Origin of the sequence: Enterococcus avium ATCC 14025 (genome assembly GCF_000406965.1) — a bacterium.
Taxonomy (GTDB): Bacteria; Bacillota; Bacilli; order Lactobacillales; family Enterococcaceae; genus Enterococcus_A; species Enterococcus_A avium.
Window position 1 is genome coordinate 965,705 of sequence record NZ_KE136357.1, and the last position, 17,611, is coordinate 983,315.

Consider the following 17,611-nt stretch of genomic DNA (forward strand, 5'->3'; position numbering starts at 1 on the left):
TTTAAAAGCAACAGCTAGGTCATTTTGGAGAAATTATTTTTAAGCATAAACAATACGCTGGTTTTCTTGTCTATATCAATCAGTTAGACTATTTCAGAAAAATACTTCTGTTTGCTTCTCAAAAGAACTTTTTTGATTCCTCAAACTGCAGAAAGTATAACTCGCAAAAAAATTCCTTCAAGCAATCGCCTGAAGGAATTCTTTTTTAAACTAAATCAATATATTTTTCATTCTTCTCTAAATGATGCAAATAAATCAATAAACGATCGTACAGTTGATTATTGGCTTCTTCTATGGCTGAACCAAGGTTTTCGCCAATCTCCTTAACCGTCCGTTTCCCATCAATTTGTTGAAGAATAAAGCTGCCGTATTTATCCAATTCCATCTCTGAGGTTTCTGGAATCTTATAATGAATTTTGCGTAAGACTCGTTGAATCCAAGCATTTTGTTCCGTGATGACAAATACGATACCATCACGAACTTCGTAATGCAGATCCTCTTTGAGGCGATAAACGCGTTTTAGCAGCTCCTGTGTTTCAGGGTTCACAGCTTGTGGCTGTTCTTTAGTCATTGTGTTTCACTTTCTTCACACTTAATAAAGGAACGATGATCGCAACAACTAAGATTACTAATAGCAAGATTGCTGAACCGTTAGAGCCTAGGAAGCCTGAAGGAGTTCCTGGAGTGATGATGCCAGTTACTTGTAAGATGATTCCGATCAAGCCGATGATTGAACCACCAGCGATCAGACCTGAAGACAAGCTGACACCTAAAGTGATACGTTCTTCAGCAACTTCTTCTGTTTCTTTTTTGTTTAATTCATCGATTAAGCGACGGATCAACGCACCAACTAAGATGATTGACGTTGTTGAGATTGGCAGATAGAACCCAATCGCAAATGTCATAATTGGAACCTTCATGAAGTGTAATACAACACCCATTGCGATACCAGCGATGATCATATGCCATGGAAGTGAACCCGACGTAATCCCTGAAGTCAATGTCGCCATCAAGTTCGCTTGCGGCAAACCAAATGGAGGATTTGATCCAGTAATTGCTAATTGTGGAGATAAGATTACCATCATACCAGTAACAATAACTACACCGACAATGTTAGAAATCAAGAAGTAACGACGACCTTCGTTGAAGTTTCCGCCCATTACAAACGTAACCTTTTGTGATTGAGAATAACCACCAGCTACTGAGATCGCTAATACGATAAATGTACCAAACATCAATAATTGTTGTGTATTTTCAGCTGAAGTCCAGCCCATCATTACAAAGACTAATGTTAAGATAACCATTGACGCAATCGTCATACCAGATACTGGTAAGTTTGAGGTACCGATCGTACCAGTCAAACGACCTGCAACGATAACGAATAGGAAGCTTAAGATAATTGACAACAAACCACCAACAAGTGCCATTGCAACACTTCCAGTGATAATGAAGCCCATTACGATACCTACAACAGCACCAACGATCAACGGCAACATACCGCCGCCTTCTTGTTCGACACCGTCTTTACGACCTTTCATCGTTGCAGAAATTGATGAAATGATGGTTGGGATCAATTTGATCGCGCCGATCAATCCACCAGAGATCATCATACCAGCACCGATGTATTTAACATAAGAACCGGAAATCACTGCAAAGTTTGAAGCACTCAATAATTGAGAAGCGTTATCCCAAACATGGGCATTGCTGTTAGCCATTTCCATGAAATAGCCTAATAATGGCGCGATCGCGAAGTTTGCTAAGATCGAACCAGCAAACATCAAGACTGATACGTCCATTCCGACGATAAATCCGATACCTGCTAATAATGGGTTTACTTCTGTTTCAAATTTCCATTTGTAGAAGCTTTCATTTACATAACTGATAACATTATTCATAATGCCAAATACAGAGCCAGTTAATGCAGTTAAGATACCGCCGATTCCAAAACCGATTCCCATGTATTTTAATGAATCGCCACCAGTATCTGAAGCGACTAATGTTTCAGAGATCGCCATTGCTTCTGGATACACTAATTTACCGTGTTCACTAACTAGCATGTAATCTTGAACGATTGAGAATACACCGACACCTAATAAAACAGCACCGATTCCTAAGCCGACACCTTCGATGAAGTTCACTTTACCACCGACTAAAATAACGGCTGGCAATACGAAAATCATCCCTGATGCTACAGATTCCCCACCACTCGACATCAATTGCAATAAGTTCTTACCTAAAATTGTTTTAGGTTTTACAAATAGAGCGACTAGCCCTGATCCAATAATTGCGCCTGGAATACCTGCGGCTACAGTTAAACCAGCCTTCATACCTGAATAAGCAGTTGACGCAGCGAACAACGCAGCAAGCAAAATACCTAAAATCATGATGATTGGTGAACCTGCTTTTTTAGGCTTATCAGCTACATACGGGACATAATCTTTCCCCGCTACTCCACCAAAAGCGTCTTTTGAGAGTTTTTTCATTATCTTTGAAATTCCTTCCTTACTATCATTTCCCCATCGAGATGAGGAATCCTGTAAAGACAGGATTCCTGTCTCTCAATACCGACTATTTAACTAAGCGATAAATAGCATCAGCATAAATAGCTGTTGCTTTGAACAAGCTATCAATAGGCATAAATTCATTTGGTTGGTGCATTACGTTTTCTTCACCTGGGAACATTGCGCCATATGCGACACCACGTTCTAGGATCCGACCGTAAGTACCCCCGCCGATTGATTCTTCGTGGCCTTCAAGACCAGTATGTTCTTCGTAAACGTCCAATAATGTTTTCACTAATGGATCAGTCGCTGGAACATAATGAGGAGTTTTCACATCACCGATGATTGCGATTGAAACATCTGCAGCTTTAAGAACTTCTTCCATGTTGGCTAAGATTGTATCTTTGTCGATGCCTTCTGGATGACGAACATTTAAGGTAACTTTTTTGTCGCCATCTGCACTGTAATCGAACAAGTTCGCTGATGAAGTTGTTTCACCCATTACATCGTGTTTTGTGTAAGCATTTAATTTCTTACCGTTGTAATCTAAATGCATATATTCAGCGATTGTTTGAATATAGTTAGCGCCATTGCCGTCTAAGTTGTAGTCAGCTAAGAATGCTGCTAAGAATGTTGCAGAGTTGACGCCGAATTTTGGTTCCTGTGCGTGAGCACCTTTACCAATTACAGTAATCGTGATTTCGCCGTTGTTTTCAGCAAATTCACCCTTCACTTCTGATTTTTCGATAAATGCGTCGAATGCAGCCTTCATATCAGCAACTTTTGCTTCATCATTTACTTTAAGAACAGCTGTTGCATCCCCTGGTACCATGTTCGTACGTAAGCCTGATTTGAAGCTTACTAGATCAAAGTCGCCAGCTTCAGCATTCGTTTTAGGCGCGAAAGTTACTTCATAAGACAAGATTCCTTTTTCACCATTAATAATCGGGAATTGTGCATCTGGAGAAAAACCTACTTTAGGCATTTCTTCTACTTCCATATAACGGTGAATCCCTACCCATTCACTTTCTTCGTCGGTACCGAAGATGAAGCGGATTTTTTTAGAGATTGGTAATTCTAAATCTTTGATAATACGCATTGCATAATAAGCAGCGATTGAAGGTCCCTTATCATCAGCTGAACCACGCGCATACAATTTTCCATCTTTGATCACTGGTTCAAATGGATCTGTATCCCAGTTGTCATCGACAGGAACTACGTCAACATGTCCTAATAGTCCGAACATTTCTTCTCCATCACCGTATTCGATATGGCCGGCTACGTTTTCGATATTTTTCGTCACGAAACCATCGCGATCGCCAAATTCTAATACTTTACGTAAAGCGGCTGCTGGTCCAGGTCCAAGAGGTTCTTCTTTTGTTCCATGTTCCACGTCGCGAATACTGTTGATCCGGATAAGATCGCCTAAGTCTTTCAGTAAGTCGTCTTTGCGTGCTTCTACTTCTTTTTGCCAATCAATTGTCATTGTTTAATCCCTGCTTTCTTTTTTTTATAACAAGTTAAAACCTGTTAGATTCATTAGAAAGATCATGTCTAAATATCGTTCTCAAATTTTGACAGCTTAGAATAACTTTTTTTCAAAAAGACGAATTAACGGTCCCTTTTAGAGGATGCAATACGTCAAAACAATCAACGGAAAAGATCGCTCATGAATGTCAAAATGTTATTCTATGATTCCTAATTCCGCAGTTTGTTTCACCTCCCAAATCAGCATTATACCGTATTTTTATTCATAAGTCATTGTGAAAAAACTATCATTTAATTTAAATAAGATAAATTTCATCAAAAATAAAGTTTTTTCTAAAAAAAATATGTTATCTAAGCAATTCAAAAAGAAAGAACTTTTTCTATGACATGACACATTTAAATCCTACAAGAAGTATAACGAAGGTTGTATCCGTTTACAAATTATATTTCATTCATTTAACTCTTGCGTTTCTCATTTGTTTGTTATCTTTCATTAATATTAAGTTTTCGAATAATTCAGTCAATAACAAAAAAGAGATAGCCTCATAAAAGACTATCTCTTTTTGAAATCATATTACATTTTAATCCAAAACTCATATAAATGTTTTTTTATTCTTGTTTTATCTACTTTTACAACGCCGCTTGAGCCAAGGTCATTTTTGCCTGCGGTATTCTAAATGGCGAACAAGAAATATAATCGATAGACAAGTTATTTAAGAAGGCGATTGACTTTGGATGCGCCGCAGCTTCACCGCAAATTCCAATTTTCAGCTTCGGATTCACCTGTCTTCCTCGCTCAATAGCTAATTTCATCAAGGCACCGACTCCCGCTTCATCTAAGACTTGGAATGGGTCGTCCGCAAAAATTCCTGTCTCCATGTATTGATTGATAATTCGTGGTGAATCATCTCTAGACAAGCCCAGCGCCATCTGCGTCAGGTCATTCGTCCCAAAGCTAAAGAAATCAGCATGTTTGGCAATTTCATCGGCCACAAAGCAGGCCCTTGGAATTTCGATCATTGTTCCAATTTGATAATCCACAGCGAGCTTTTGCTCTTCTAAACCTTTTTGGATTGCCTCTTCGATCGATGCCCGCACACGAGCGAACTCTTGCGCATCAATCGTAAATGGAATCATGATCTCTGGTTGGATGGCAAAATCATTTTCTTTTGTCACTTCGCAAGCAGCTTCAATGATCGCTTCGGCTTGCATCTGATAGATTTCTGGATACGCTACACCTAAACGCAGACCACGGAAGCCCAGCATTGGATTGACTTCAGCCAAATTATCGGTTTTTCGTTTCACCTCATTATAGGTCTTGCCAAGCTCCTTCGCCACTTCCCGGCACTCATCCGCACCTTTTGGCAAGAACTCGTGCAACGGCGGGTCAAGCAAACGAATCGTCGTTGCTTTGCCTTTAGCTGCTTCGTACATATATTTGAAATCTTGTTTTTGGACCTTTTTCAAATCCTTTAATACTTCCAAACGTTCGTCTAAGCTATCCGCCAAAATCAATTGTCGGAACTGCAACAATCGACTCTTTTCAAAAAACATATGCTCTGTCCGTGCCAAGCCGATTCCAACTGCCCCTAAAGCCATGCCAGTTTCGATATCATTTGGCGTTTCGGCATTGGCACGAACCTTAATTTTCGCATGACGTTCCCAAATCTCATGAAGATCGTCTAAAGCGACGGTATTGGTCACTTCTTCCATTGGAATCTCGCCAAAGTAGATATTTCCGCTGCTTCCGTCTACAGAAAGGATCGTGCCCTCCTCGATAACCTTGTCACCGACAGTCGCTTTATTTTCTTCTAAAACCGTCAGTCGTTCACAACCCACTACAGAACAGATTCCCATTCCGCGAGCAACCACTGCCGCATGAGATGTCATTCCGCCGCGGCTGGTAATAACCGCTTCGCTGACGGCGATTCCCTCAATATCCTCTGGCGAAGTTTCTTCCCTTACTAAGACGACTCTTTCTCCTCGTGCTTTAGCCTCGGTCGCCGCTTCGGCAGTAAAGTATGCCGCTCCTGTTGCAGCGCCCGGGCTAGCAGCTAATCCAGATAAGAAGGATTCATGACTCTTCAATTCTTTTTCATCAAAGTTTGGATGCAAGGCTGCTTCCAAATCCTTCGCTTCGATCCGACTGATTAATTCCTTTTCATCGATAATTCCTTCTTTGTAGAAATCCAACAAGATTGTTAACGCCGCCTTCGATGTTCGCTTACCGCTGCGGGTTTGCAGAATAAATAATTTCTCCCGTTCAATCGTAAATTCAACATCCTGCATATCATGGTAGTGTTTTTCCAAATCTTCGCAGATGCCTTTTAACTGCTGGTATTGCTCAGGCATGTCATCCGCTAAGACTTGAATCGGTTTTGGCGTCCGCACACCGGCTACCACATCTTCGCCTTGCGCATTGATTAAATATTCACCGAATAATCCTGGATCGCCTAACGATGGATTGCGTGAGAAGACGACCCCAGTTCCTGAAGTATCACCGAAATTACCAAAAACCATTTCTTGAATATTTACGGCCGTACCTAAATCATCACTGATGTCATGAAGGCGACGATAGGTCTTGGCTCTTTGGTTATTCCAACTGCCAAATACTGCTTCGATCGCCAGATATAATTGTTCGATCGGGTCCTGTGGAAATTCTCGTTGCAGTTTTTTTCGATAAATTTCTTTGTACTCGCTTACAATTTGTTTCCAGTGATCCGCAGTCAACTCATTATCAAAGGTTAAACCATTTACCTTTTTTAGTGCTGTGATGCGATGTTCAAAATCATTATTGTCCAAGCCCATCACGACATTTCCGAACATCTGTAATAGACGACGGTAACAATCATAGGCAAAGCGTTCATTCTGGCTGTTTTCAGCTAAAGCCGCGACTGTTTTGTCATTCAAACCTAGATTTAGAACCGTGTCCATCATTCCCGGCATCGAAAATTTTGAACCGCTTCGCACGGAAACCAGCAATGGATTTTCCAAATCACTGAATTTTTTCCCCGTTTTAGTCGATAATTTTTCAACAGCTTCCATCACTTGATTCTTCATTTCATCAATCAGCTGGTTGCCGTGGTTTAAATAATGTAAGCAGGCTTCTGTTGTAACCGTGAAACCTGTTGGAACTGGCAGTCCTAATTTGGTCATCTCAGCGAGATTAGCACCTTTCCCACCTAATAAATCCTTTTGTTCTTTAGATCCTTCTGAAAATAAATAAACCCAACGATTCATGCGCTTCTCCTCTTAAAAAAGTTTTATTTAATCTACTAACAGTTTAATACGCGACTTATATAAAGTCAATAAGATGATTATATAATTTCATTCTGCACATATATACGCAGAAAAAGACCTGTCTTATTATGAAAGACAGGTCTTAATTATTTTATTCAATTACTCGCGGTAGCATAGTGCTAATCCCTTCAGAAAATTTCGCGCATATTTATCACCGCAGGGCTTGAAATTACGATGTCCTTCTTTTCTTAGAATAGCACCAAGCTCTCCTTTTGAAGGATAAACGCCTGCCTCAGCCAAAATATCCAGTATATCATCACTGGTCAGTGCTAACGCAATCTTTACTTTTTTCAATAAAACATTATTCATATGCCTAATTTCCGTGCTTTTAGGCTGGGGTGCCTGCGCCATTTTATTTTTCGGTTCACCACGTTTTAAGGTAATAAAGCCATTCAAAAAGCTATCCAAGGTTTTATTATTGATCATTTTTACATAAACGTTCTTTTCAAAGCCTTCATTTTCTTCAAACTCATGATCACGTACTTTCGTCAGCATAGCTTTTTCCTCTTCTCTGGAAATATCCAAGCCACCTAATTCAAAAGCTTTTACAATATCCGCATCCTTGATATCCAACGCATATCTTAAGCGCAACAATAAATCGTTATTATTCATGTTCTTCCTCCATTGCTCTCGACTGATCCTCCTACTATAACACAATGCTGTCTGCTTCTTCTAAAGTGGCTGAAGACAGTCAAAAAAAGTTCGGCTAGGACTTGCTCCTTAGCCGAACTTTTTAAATTAATTGAAACAGGATGAATAAAACTGTAATGATCGCAGGCAGCGCTTGGATCAGATAGATCGATTTTGTCACGGTCTTACCACCATAGAGTCCCACAATCACGACAAACAGATTGAGTAATAGCAAAACCTTCAATCTTATATCTCCCTGAAACAGCAGCAAACTTGTCAACAGTGCCAATCCTAAGCTGCCATTGTAAATGCCCATATTTTTCAAGGCAATTTGCGCATTTTTTTGAATGACAAATTTCATTGGCATTGCAAATGTTTTTGCCTGTTTTTCCGCTGGCGCAAACATTTCCAGCCCCATAATTACCAAATGCAGCAAACCGATGATCCCGGATAATAAAAGAATGATGAATTCCATAGATACTTCTCCTTACTCCTATTAAAGTAATTATTTTTTCTTCCAAAAAAATAAATCTGATCAGATATCTACTATATTCATCTTTTTCCTTTTTTCCAATCAAAACGGCTTACAGTTTCTCAATCACAAATCCATGACGCGTTAACTGATAAGCATCATCTTCATGGTAATTCTGCGCAAACAATCGCGTTCCTGCTTTTTCAACCCCAAAGGCTTCTCCTTCATTAAAGATAGCTCTTAAAGTCTTTTCCTTATACTGTCGAGTCAGCGAAAACGCCTTTTTGTCATCATCATAGTGCCAAGTCATAGTTCCATAGCTGAACACTTCCGAAAACTGCTTCCGCAAAGCAATCAATTGCTTCACAAATGCTAAAAGCGCTTCGTCCTGCTCCTCCCAAATCATACATCGGCGACAATCCGGGTCCATTTCGCCCTCCATGCCAATTTCAGTGCCATAATAAATACACGGAGTTCCTTTTTGGATAAACATAAAGGTTAAGACTGCTTTCATCAACTCCTTATTGCCTTGACACAAAGTCAGAATACGAGGTGTATCATGAGAGTCTAGTAAATTAAAGGCTACTTCATTGGTTTGATCGCGATAAAGCAGCTGTTGGCGATTCATCCCAAAAATCATTTGCGAAATTGAGATCGACTGCTCGACAAAGAAAGCTTTGATATTATCTGTAAAGGCATAATTCATCACTGCATGAAATTCATCGCCCTGTAACCAGCTTTGAGAAGAATGCCAAATTTCACCTAAAATATATAAATCTTCCTTTTGCTTCAAAACAGCTTGGTGAAACTCTTTCCAAAAATGATGATCCACTTCATTTGCCACGTCCAGCCGCCAACCATCGATATCAAATTCACGAATCCAATAGGTCGCAATTTCCAGCAAATACTTCTGAACTTCCGGGTTCGCTGTATTCAGCTTCGGCATATGCGGATTAAAATTGAAAGTATCATAGTTCAAATTTTTCGCGTTTTCGGAATTAGGAATTGCGGTATAGCTTGGTGGAAAAGATGCAATGTGGAACCAATCGGCATAGGCTGACTCTTGCCCATGTAAAATCACATCCTGCCACTGGTGAGAGCTTGCCCCAAGATGATTGAATACTGCATCCAGCATGACACGCATTCCACGTTCATGCGCCTTTTCGACTAACTCACGGAAAAGCTGCTTGTCCCCAAAGTGCGGGTCAATCTCATAATAATCGATAGTATCATACTTGTGATTCGACGGTGAGGTAAAAATCGGACAAAGATATAAACCATTCACACCCAGCTCTTCCAAATAGTCCAGCTTATCAATAATTCCTTGTAAATCACCGCCGAAAAAATTCTCTCGGGACGGTTTTTCACTGCCCCACGCAAGCGTACCTTCCGGATCATTCGTGGGATCGCCATTATAAAAGCGCTCGGGAAAAATTTGATACCAAACCGTTTTAGCTACCCAATCTGGTACCTTAAAGCGATCGATTTCCTGAAAATATGGCATTCGGAAATAGAGATTATCATGCGTTAAACGTTGTTCTTCATAGTCAAAAATCCCTTGATCCGTATAAAAAAACTGCTTACCTGAAAAATCTGTAATACAAAAAGCATAGGCTAAACGGTGATGGGAGGCGGTAACTTCAATCTCCCAATAATCGTGATTATCAGTCGTGTAGGCTTTGTTCATAGGTTGCTGTTTCTGATACCATTTTTCTTCAGCAAAGGTATAAAAATCTCCGCTGATCAGCCCCACGGTTTTTATGTCATCACGAGCTGTCTGCAAACGTATCCGCATCAGATCTTTAGTATAAAGAAACGCAAACTCACTCTCGGGACGATGATAAATTCCTGCATTGTTCATCCCGCCACCTCCTTCTTTGCCTTCATTGTAACAAAAATATTAACAACGTCTCCACTTCAAACTATTTCAAGTGTTCAAACACATTTTTTTCACAAAATTATGCTACTATAATTATAGAAGAATAATTTTCTTCGCCTCGTTTTACGAGGATCACTCCAGGGCGTAGCATGTTTGGGGAAGCGGCTGCGTCCGTATTTTTTTTGACAAAGCCAATGAATTTTGTTTTAATAAATTCATCAAAGACAGAAACGAGGGATCATGCCGTTGAAAAACTAAGCGAATGTTGGAAGTTGCAAACCGATCATAAATTGACAGTTGTTGATAGGATCAGTGGGCAGATTTTCAGGATTGGCTTAGGATTTCAAGGGATGGTCTTTTTTTGTTGCCAGTTGTGCTTGTTGCAGTTTGCTAAGCATGAATAGGTAATATAAAAATTTCGCGAATATAGTGAACAAGCAGTTTAGCAGAATGGTAGGCGTACGAGAATAAAATTATTTTTCACGAACTTTGAAAAATAATTTCCTCTCTAATGAGCTAGCCGTTCTACCTGCTTGTTACTATTGAGCCAAGAATCGCCCTAATCCTTTCCTGAAAATTGGTCAGGATTTTTTTGTTTCTCTAATGAAACAAAAGGGGGAATTTTTTATGTCTACAATTAAAATTACACATTTAACCTTTGGTTTTGATAAACAGGTCGATTTATTGTTTAATGACGCCAATTTAACAATTGATAGCAGTTGGAAATTAGGTTTAGTTGGTCGTAATGGTCGCGGAAAGACCACCCTTCTGCAATTACTTTTAGGAAAACACACCTATCAGGGAGATATTCAGTTTCCATTACGTCCGGTTTATTTTCCAGCGAGCGTTGGCGAAGCTGAACAATTAACCTATTACGCATTGCTGGAGGTCGCTGATTTTGAGCTATGGGAATTAGAACGAGAGATGAATCTGATTCAGTTAGACCCGCAAATTTTGTGGCAACCTTATCAAACTCTTTCTGGAGGCGAGCAAACAAAGGTTCTATTGGCGCTGCTCTTTACACAGGAAGACTTTTTTCCACTAATTGATGAACCGACCAATCATTTAGACCTACAAGGTCGTCAACATGTTGCGAATTATTTGCAACACAAAGATGGCTTTATCGTTGTCAGTCATGATCGACAATTTTTGAATCAGGTCACCGATCATACCTTAGCCATCGAAAAAAGCCAATTAGTGCTTTATCAAGGAAACTTTTCTACCTATGAGGAGCAAAAAAAGCTGCGAGATGAATTCGAGCTCGCTCAAAACCGCAAAATAAAAAAAGAAGTCGGTCGTTTGAAAAAAACAGCTGCCGAAAAAGCCGAATGGTCGCGCTCTCGAGAAACAGATAAATACGGCAAACCCTCGGAAAAAGGCAGTGGCGGAATCTTCGATACAGGTTTTATCGGTGCGCGAGCTGCTCGGACAATGAAACGCTCAAAAACTATCGAGCAGCGAATGTATGATCAAATCGAAGCAAAAGAAGGTCTCTTAAAGGATTTAGAAGACGTCGATCGTCTAACGATGAACTATCAACCGAGCCGACATGCTCAGCTTTTGAAAGTCGAGGAGCTATCACTACGTTATCCCGACCAAGAACCTCTTTTTGCATCCTTGTCCTTTGAACTGAAACGAGGAGAAATCACAGCATTGACCGGCCCTAACGGAATCGGAAAATCCAGCGTATTACATTATTTATTAGGAAACTTTGCAGGCGAAGGCAGCGGAGAACTCCTGCGGCCAAACGTTAAAATTAGTTATGTTCGCCAAAACTACGAAAGTAATCGCGGCGATCTGCAGAATTTCGCTGAAGCTAACCAGCTAGATTATTCTATGTTTCTCAACAATTTGCGAAAGCTGGGAATGGAACGAAATGTCTTTCAAAATAAAATTGAAGAAATGAGTATGGGACAACGGAAAAAAGTTGAATTAGCAAAATCCCTTGCCCAAAAAGCCGAACTCTATATTTGGGACGAACCTCTAAATTATCTAGATGTATTTAATCAAAAACAATTAGAAGACCTTTTACTTCAGCTCAAACCAACAATGCTGATTGTAGAGCACGATCAAACCTTTTTAAAAAATATCAATGCTAAACAAATTGCGTTGCATAAGTAAAATGAACCGTCCAAAAAAATTGGACGGTTCATTTACATTTTCCATTCTAAAAAAGATTCTACCCAAGCCTGCTTAACTTCCCATATTCCCCCTTGAATATCTTCAAAGGGGAGCCGTTTAGTTTTCTTTATCTCTGCATCATAGTGAAAAAGCTTTTGCCAGCTGCGGATCAGCTCAGTTTTCAAATGCGGATAGAACGCTGTCGTATAGACATCACCTTCATAGGTTATATTATATTTTTTCAGCTTGTTATCATACGTTGCTTGTTCCTCTTCCGTACCTAGAAAACGCAGATTCAAAATCCTATTCCAATCAGACATACGGAAAAAGACAACCTGCTCGATCGGCACACGCAGCTTGATTAGTTGAGAATCCATTGAATAATCGAGGTATTTTACATCTAAAAAAGTCCAGATCGCAGAATCAGCATCTGCAGGACGCTCAACGATTTTTTCGGCATTTTGACAATACCAGCTGTACGCCTGCAAAAATACTTGAGCCGTTTCTCCGTACTTTTCCTTTATAAAGGTGTTGTCGACAACATGCCTTCCCGATTTAATCAGCTTATCAACTACCAGTCGACTTTGAGAAGTATACAATGTTACCTGGTTATTTGAGTAATCCATTCCTTGCGAATTTCCCATATCGTTCCCACTTTCATCTCTCCCAATACACTCGAATCATCGAAAAGCCGCTCATGACTTTGCTCGATTTTTCGTTTGATATTGGGATAAAAAAGCGTCATAAAAGCAGTAATATCATCAATTCCATATTTCTCCAACAGCCTTGTATGTTCCCTTTGGTCTTCTAGATCTTTAGGAATGTACAAATGATTGACAATATTTCCCCATTTCAATAAATCAACCACAATCAGCTGATCCTCGTCAAGTTCAATTTCTAAAATCGTATTGCCTTCACTATTTTGAATACTGTCTTCTTCTGAAAGCGATACCCAAATTGGATATTTCACGTCAGCAGGCGGCTGAACAAAACGCGCAGCCGCCTGCATATACCATTCATATACACCTAAATACAGACTGCTGTGGTCCTCCATCTTTTGCTGGATGTATTCCTTTTTCGCAATATACCGTCCCGTTTGTTCTAACACCTGTAAAATATTTTCATGCTGCTTCGTCCAAACCTTTACTTTGTTTGTCATATTTCCTCCAAAAGTTAGAAACAAGCAAAAACATGTTTCCTAGCAATCCAAACAAAAATTCTGTTCTTCCTCCGGCAAAGTAGCTTTAACATAATTTTGGATGTGATTATGAAACGAACGAACTACTAATGGAAGTTCATTCTTACGTAAAACCTCAACAAAAGCCAGATGCTCTTCTGATTTCTTCTCAAGAATCCCCAAAGAAGAAAGATCTTCGTTCATGGCGATAAGTAACTGATAGAACAAGCTCTCTAAAATCTGCGCTCTGCGCACACTGCCTGACAGCTGCCAAAGATACTTATGGAATGAAATATCTAATGTATTCAGCAAAAAGACCTTATCCTCTTCATTACGACAACGATTCTCGCCATCCTTCATCTCCAAAGCAATCTCTGTCAGCTGTTGAAAATCTTCTTCCTTAATCATTTGATTTCGCAAAATTTTTCGTAAAATTTGCGTTTCTAGTGAGGTTCGAATTTCAAACACTTCCATTATTTCTGCTGGGTCCATTTCAATCACATGATTGCCTTTGCGAGGTGAAAACGTGATTAACCCTTGTTCGTTCAAAATCCGCATGGCTTCTCTTACTGGAGCCCGGCTAATATTAAAATGATTCGAGATGTCTGTCTCGATTAAGCGATCGCCGCCTTTTAACGTGCCAGATAAGATTCTATTTTTAACATACGATACGACCATGTCACTTAAGCTTTGTTTTTCGTATCTAGGCATAATATCCATAAATAATTCAGCATCCTTTCAGATATACGTCACTAATTATATCAGAAAGCCTTTGCTAAGTCTCTTGTCGTTCGGTATTTGACCGCTTCAATCGTTTCAATATCTCTGATTTTTCAGAAAAACCCGATTGTACTTTTATTCACATGAATAGTCAACCTAGTCGTGTTATTCTAGCTTAGAAGACTCGGATAATTTGTCTGGTGTTTTCTTTTCCTGCATCAAAGCCTTAAATAAACAAACGGCACATAATAGCATGATCACTGTTAATGGTAATGCCGCTACGATTGAGCACGTCTGCAAAGCATCCAAACCGCCGGTCATCAATAAAACCAAAGCTAATAAAGCTTGAATGACTCCCCATAAGATTTTTTTATCATTGCCGGGATTCAAGTCACCTTCTGATGAAAACATCGATAAAACAAAAATCCCCGAATTGGCAGATGTGATGAAAAAAGTACACAAAAGACAGATAGCAATAATTGAAAAAATCATCCCTAATGAATATTCAGCAAGAACCACAAACAGTGCCGTTTCCGTCACTTCCTTTGCCTTATTGATAATTCCGATATCAAGATTCAATCCTAAACTGCCAAAGATCGAGAACCAAATAAAGGAAACCATCGATGGGGCAATGATTACTCCTAAGACAAACTCCTTAATCGTTCTTCCTTTAGAAATTCTAGCGATAAAGGTTCCTACAAATGGCCCCCAAGCAATCCACCATGACCAATAAAAAATTGTCCATGAACCCAGCCACGAGTTGTCTCCAAATGGATTGATTGAAAAGCTTTCTGATACGATATTATTGATATATCCCCCAAAAGAATTAGTAAAAATGTTCAATGACATGATCTTCGGACCAACCAGAAAAACCCCTAGAAGCAGCGCGATTGCCAAATAAAGATTGATATCTGATAATAGTTTAATTCCTTTATCAATTCCGCTGACTGCAGTCCATGTATAAATAATGGTTAGGCCCACAATAATAATAATCTGAACCAGACGTGTTGTTGGAATATCAAACAAATAATTCAGACCTGAATTAATCTGTAAGGTTCCTTGACCAAGTGAGGTGGCGATTCCGGCAACTGTTGCGAAAACCGCACAAATATCAATTAGTTTTCCAATCGGTCCTCGTACACCTTCCTCACCTAAAATCGGTAAGAAAATACTGCTGATCAATCCAGGTGTTTTTTTCCTGAATTGGAAGTAAGCCAGCGCCATTCCAATAATCGAATAAGCCGCCCATGGATGAAAGCCCCAATGTAAAAAAGATTTCTGCATAGCTATATCCGCTGCTTTTTCTGTTCCGCCAAACGTAGCAAAATGATTCAGCGGCTCTGCCACTCCCCAAAAAACCAACCCAATCCCCATTCCAGCTCCAAACAACATTGCAAACCAAGATTTATTACTATATTCAGGAACAGAATCGTCTGGGCCCAATTTTATTTTACCAAAACGACTGAAAGCAATAAGTAACGAGAAAACGACAAATACAAACATAGCAATTAAATAAAACCAACCAAATGTATCTACTAAAAAAGCTTTCGTGCTATTCATCGCCTGTGCGAATGGATCTGGCGCAATTAACCCAATCACTACGATAATAGCCGTAATTAAAAGAGAAACATAAAATACTATATTTTTTTTCATCTGAACGTCTCCTCTTCAAAGTTTTTTATTGGACGAGCCGTCGTTAAACAGCCCGTCAATTCTGCAATTAAACTTTTACTTCAAAGAGTCGAGGTTCTTCAATATCAGTGGTTAACGCATCTAGCGCAACTCCCACACGATGGTAACGGAGTTTGTGTTGAACTTCCTTCGGTGTGGCAGGATCGCCTAATGGATATGGAATCGAAATCGTTGGTACAATTCGATTTACACCTACTGTACGAGCCACTGGAATCAGGTTCGCCATTTGAACAATCGTAATTCCTGCTTTTTCAATTTCTCTGGTCATCGTTGCCCCGCAACGAGTACAGGTGCCTCAGGTGGATGTCAGTATAACAGCCTTAACTCCATCATCGACCAATTCCTGCGCAATTTCTTGTCCCATCCTAGTCGCTTCTGCTTGCGTCGTTCCGGTACCTACAGTCGCATAGAAGTGCGGATACACTCCGCCGATTTTTCCTTCCTTCGCATATTCTTTCATTACATCTAACGGCAGAACAACGTTCGGGTCATCGTTGGCGGCAGCTGGGTCAAACCCCGCGTGAATTGTCATAAACTCACCTTTTTTCAGTTCATCCATTTCTTCAACATTATATTTGCCCCATTTGGTTGCTGAAGCAGATTGAATTCTATCTGGATTGCCAACTGGAACGATTCCGCCAGATGTCACTAAGGCAACTTTTATTTTAGCCAACTCTTCTGGTGGAATAGCTGGCGCGATCGGTGCTCGTTCTGATTTAGGAATGATCAATTCAGATTGATACTCTTCTCCATTGACTTTTTTCAATAGCATATCAATAACACGGTCGGTTGCTGGTACTGGTGGGTCCAACCAAATTTGATCACGTATTCCCCGACCGAAATAGCCCTCTTCAGCTGCTGAGTTCAATTTTTCTCCATATAATAAACGCAAAGCAAAAGCGGACATTTTCGCAACATCTTTACGCATCGCTGCTGCACTTGCTCCACCTTTAAAAATGTACATTTCCTTACGGTACATCTCCACACCTGGATTTTCTTCATTCATCGAGGTGATTGCTGGAACACCAAATTTCTTCTGAACAGCCGAACAGATATGGCCACAAGCTGCACCGTATCGCCCTGCTCGAAATGCTGGTCCGGCAAAGAAAATATCAAATTCTTTATCATCTAAAAAGCCAAGAATTCTTTTAATTGCTTCGTCGGTTTTTGACCCCATAAAATTGTCGCCACAGATGATCGTATGCGTGATTTCAACTTCATCTTTTAAAGCTTTGGCATAAGCCATGCCTGGGCCAACAATTCCCTCTCTAATTTCCGGCTCATGACCAGCGAATTCTTCGCCGCCAATCTGTCCGAAAAACTGATTGATATATAAAATCGCTTTCATAATTATAAATCCGCCTTCCTACGAAAGGCACCAATGAGGTGATGAAAACCTTAGAGCGCCTTCTTTCTTTTTTTATTCCGTGTTACCCTTTCCTTGCAGGTCCCTGGTACACTACAGAACCCGAGGAGGTGAGTGGCGGGGCTGTATAGCGGCAACCCCGCATAATTATATGGTGTCGGTCATCCGTTAAGGCATCAATGAATGGCGCAAACCCGTAGCCCGTAAACTTATCTCTTCCGAAGTTGACTCGATTTCGCCGGATGACCAGTCCCTACCAAACCTG

13 protein-coding genes are annotated in these 17,611 nt (G+C 40.1%); 1 reads left to right on the top strand and 12 read right to left on the bottom strand.

The window, feature by feature from the left end; all coding sequences use genetic code 11:
- Positions 1–205: 205 nt before the first annotated feature.
- The 7 genes from OMU_RS04535 to OMU_RS04565 form a co-directional block, all read right to left on the bottom strand.
- Positions 206–571 (bottom strand): PqqD family protein, encoded by a 366-nt coding sequence (locus OMU_RS04535; protein ID WP_016178792.1) that lies wholly within the window; start codon positions 569–571, stop codon positions 206–208.
- Positions 564–2,483, bottom strand: a complete 1,920-nt coding sequence (locus tag OMU_RS04540; RefSeq protein WP_016178793.1) for an OPT/YSL family transporter — start codon at positions 2,481–2,483, stop codon at positions 564–566. Before OMU_RS04540 ends, OMU_RS04535 begins: the two co-directional genes overlap by 8 nt.
- Before the next feature lie 85 nt (positions 2,484–2,568).
- Positions 2,569–3,987, bottom strand: a complete 1,419-nt coding sequence (pepV, locus tag OMU_RS04545) for a dipeptidase PepV (RefSeq protein ID WP_016178794.1) — start codon at positions 3,985–3,987, stop codon at positions 2,569–2,571.
- Positions 3,988–4,619: 632 nt separating this feature from the next.
- Positions 4,620–7,229 carry a pyruvate, phosphate dikinase gene (ppdK, locus tag OMU_RS04550; RefSeq protein ID WP_016178795.1) on the bottom strand — a complete coding sequence of 870 codons (2,610 nt, stop codon included), beginning with the start codon at positions 7,227–7,229 and terminating at the stop codon, positions 4,620–4,622.
- Positions 7,230–7,388: 159 nt separating this feature from the next.
- The gene (locus OMU_RS04555; RefSeq protein WP_016178796.1) at positions 7,389–7,901 is read right to left on the bottom strand and encodes a YehS family protein; all 513 of its coding nucleotides are present in this window, start codon (positions 7,899–7,901) and stop codon (positions 7,389–7,391) included.
- Between the two features lie 121 nt (positions 7,902–8,022).
- Complete coding sequence (locus tag OMU_RS04560) at positions 8,023–8,394, bottom strand: DUF1304 family protein (protein WP_016178797.1); 372 nt, start codon at positions 8,392–8,394, stop codon at positions 8,023–8,025.
- A gap of 109 nt (positions 8,395–8,503) precedes the next feature.
- Complete coding sequence (locus OMU_RS04565; protein ID WP_016178798.1) at positions 8,504–10,252, bottom strand: glycoside hydrolase family 13 protein; 1,749 nt, start codon at positions 10,250–10,252, stop codon at positions 8,504–8,506.
- Between the two features lie 645 nt (positions 10,253–10,897).
- Here OMU_RS04565 and abc-f point away from each other — a divergent pair.
- Entirely contained in the window at positions 10,898–12,391 is a 1,494-nt protein-coding gene (abc-f, locus tag OMU_RS04575) for a ribosomal protection-like ABC-F family protein (RefSeq protein WP_016178799.1), read from the top strand.
- A gap of 32 nt (positions 12,392–12,423) precedes the next feature.
- Here abc-f and OMU_RS04580 read toward each other — a convergent pair whose 3' ends face one another.
- The 5 genes from OMU_RS04580 to grdH form a co-directional block, all read right to left on the bottom strand.
- On the bottom strand, positions 12,424–13,035 hold the full coding sequence (locus OMU_RS04580) for a DUF3841 domain-containing protein (protein WP_016178800.1): 612 nt from the start codon (positions 13,033–13,035) through the stop codon (positions 12,424–12,426).
- Positions 12,993–13,550: a DUF3841 domain-containing protein gene (locus OMU_RS04585; protein ID WP_016178801.1), complete on the bottom strand. Its 558-nt coding sequence runs from the start codon at positions 13,548–13,550 to the stop codon at positions 12,993–12,995. The genes OMU_RS04580 and OMU_RS04585 overlap by 43 nt, the downstream gene beginning before the upstream one ends.
- A gap of 39 nt (positions 13,551–13,589) precedes the next feature.
- Positions 13,590–14,288, bottom strand: coding sequence for a GntR family transcriptional regulator (locus OMU_RS04590; protein WP_016178802.1), 699 nt, complete (start codon positions 14,286–14,288; stop codon positions 13,590–13,592).
- Positions 14,289–14,453: 165 nt separating this feature from the next.
- Positions 14,454–15,941, bottom strand: a complete 1,488-nt coding sequence (locus tag OMU_RS04595; protein WP_016178803.1) for a BCCT family transporter — start codon at positions 15,939–15,941, stop codon at positions 14,454–14,456.
- A gap of 67 nt (positions 15,942–16,008) precedes the next feature.
- Positions 16,009–17,328 (bottom strand): betaine reductase selenoprotein B, encoded by a 1,320-nt coding sequence (gene grdH, locus OMU_RS04605; protein WP_081638469.1) that lies wholly within the window; start codon positions 17,326–17,328, stop codon positions 16,009–16,011.
- Positions 17,329–17,611: the final 283 nt, after the last annotated feature.

Coding starts and splice junctions, on each gene's coding strand:
- abc-f (WP_016178799.1), top strand. CDS start 10,898: ATGTCTACAATTAAAATTACACATTTAACCTTTGGTTTTGATAAACAG.
- OMU_RS04555 (WP_016178796.1), bottom strand. CDS start 7,901: ATGAATAATAACGATTTATTGTTGCGCTTAAGATATGCGTTGGATATC.
- OMU_RS04580 (WP_016178800.1), bottom strand. CDS start 13,035: ATGGGAAATTCGCAAGGAATGGATTACTCAAATAACCAGGTAACATTG.
- OMU_RS04590 (WP_016178802.1), bottom strand. CDS start 14,288: ATGGATATTATGCCTAGATACGAAAAACAAAGCTTAAGTGACATGGTC.
- OMU_RS04535 (WP_016178792.1), bottom strand. CDS start 571: ATGACTAAAGAACAGCCACAAGCTGTGAACCCTGAAACACAGGAGCTG.
- pepV (WP_016178794.1), bottom strand. CDS start 3,987: ATGACAATTGATTGGCAAAAAGAAGTAGAAGCACGCAAAGACGACTTA.
- OMU_RS04585 (WP_016178801.1), bottom strand. CDS start 13,550: ATGACAAACAAAGTAAAGGTTTGGACGAAGCAGCATGAAAATATTTTA.
- ppdK (WP_016178795.1), bottom strand. CDS start 7,229: ATGAATCGTTGGGTTTATTTATTTTCAGAAGGATCTAAAGAACAAAAG.
- OMU_RS04540 (WP_016178793.1), bottom strand. CDS start 2,483: ATGAAAAAACTCTCAAAAGACGCTTTTGGTGGAGTAGCGGGGAAAGAT.
- OMU_RS04565 (WP_016178798.1), bottom strand. CDS start 10,252: ATGAACAATGCAGGAATTTATCATCGTCCCGAGAGTGAGTTTGCGTTT.
- OMU_RS04595 (WP_016178803.1), bottom strand. CDS start 15,941: ATGAAAAAAAATATAGTATTTTATGTTTCTCTTTTAATTACGGCTATT.
- OMU_RS04560 (WP_016178797.1), bottom strand. CDS start 8,394: ATGGAATTCATCATTCTTTTATTATCCGGGATCATCGGTTTGCTGCAT.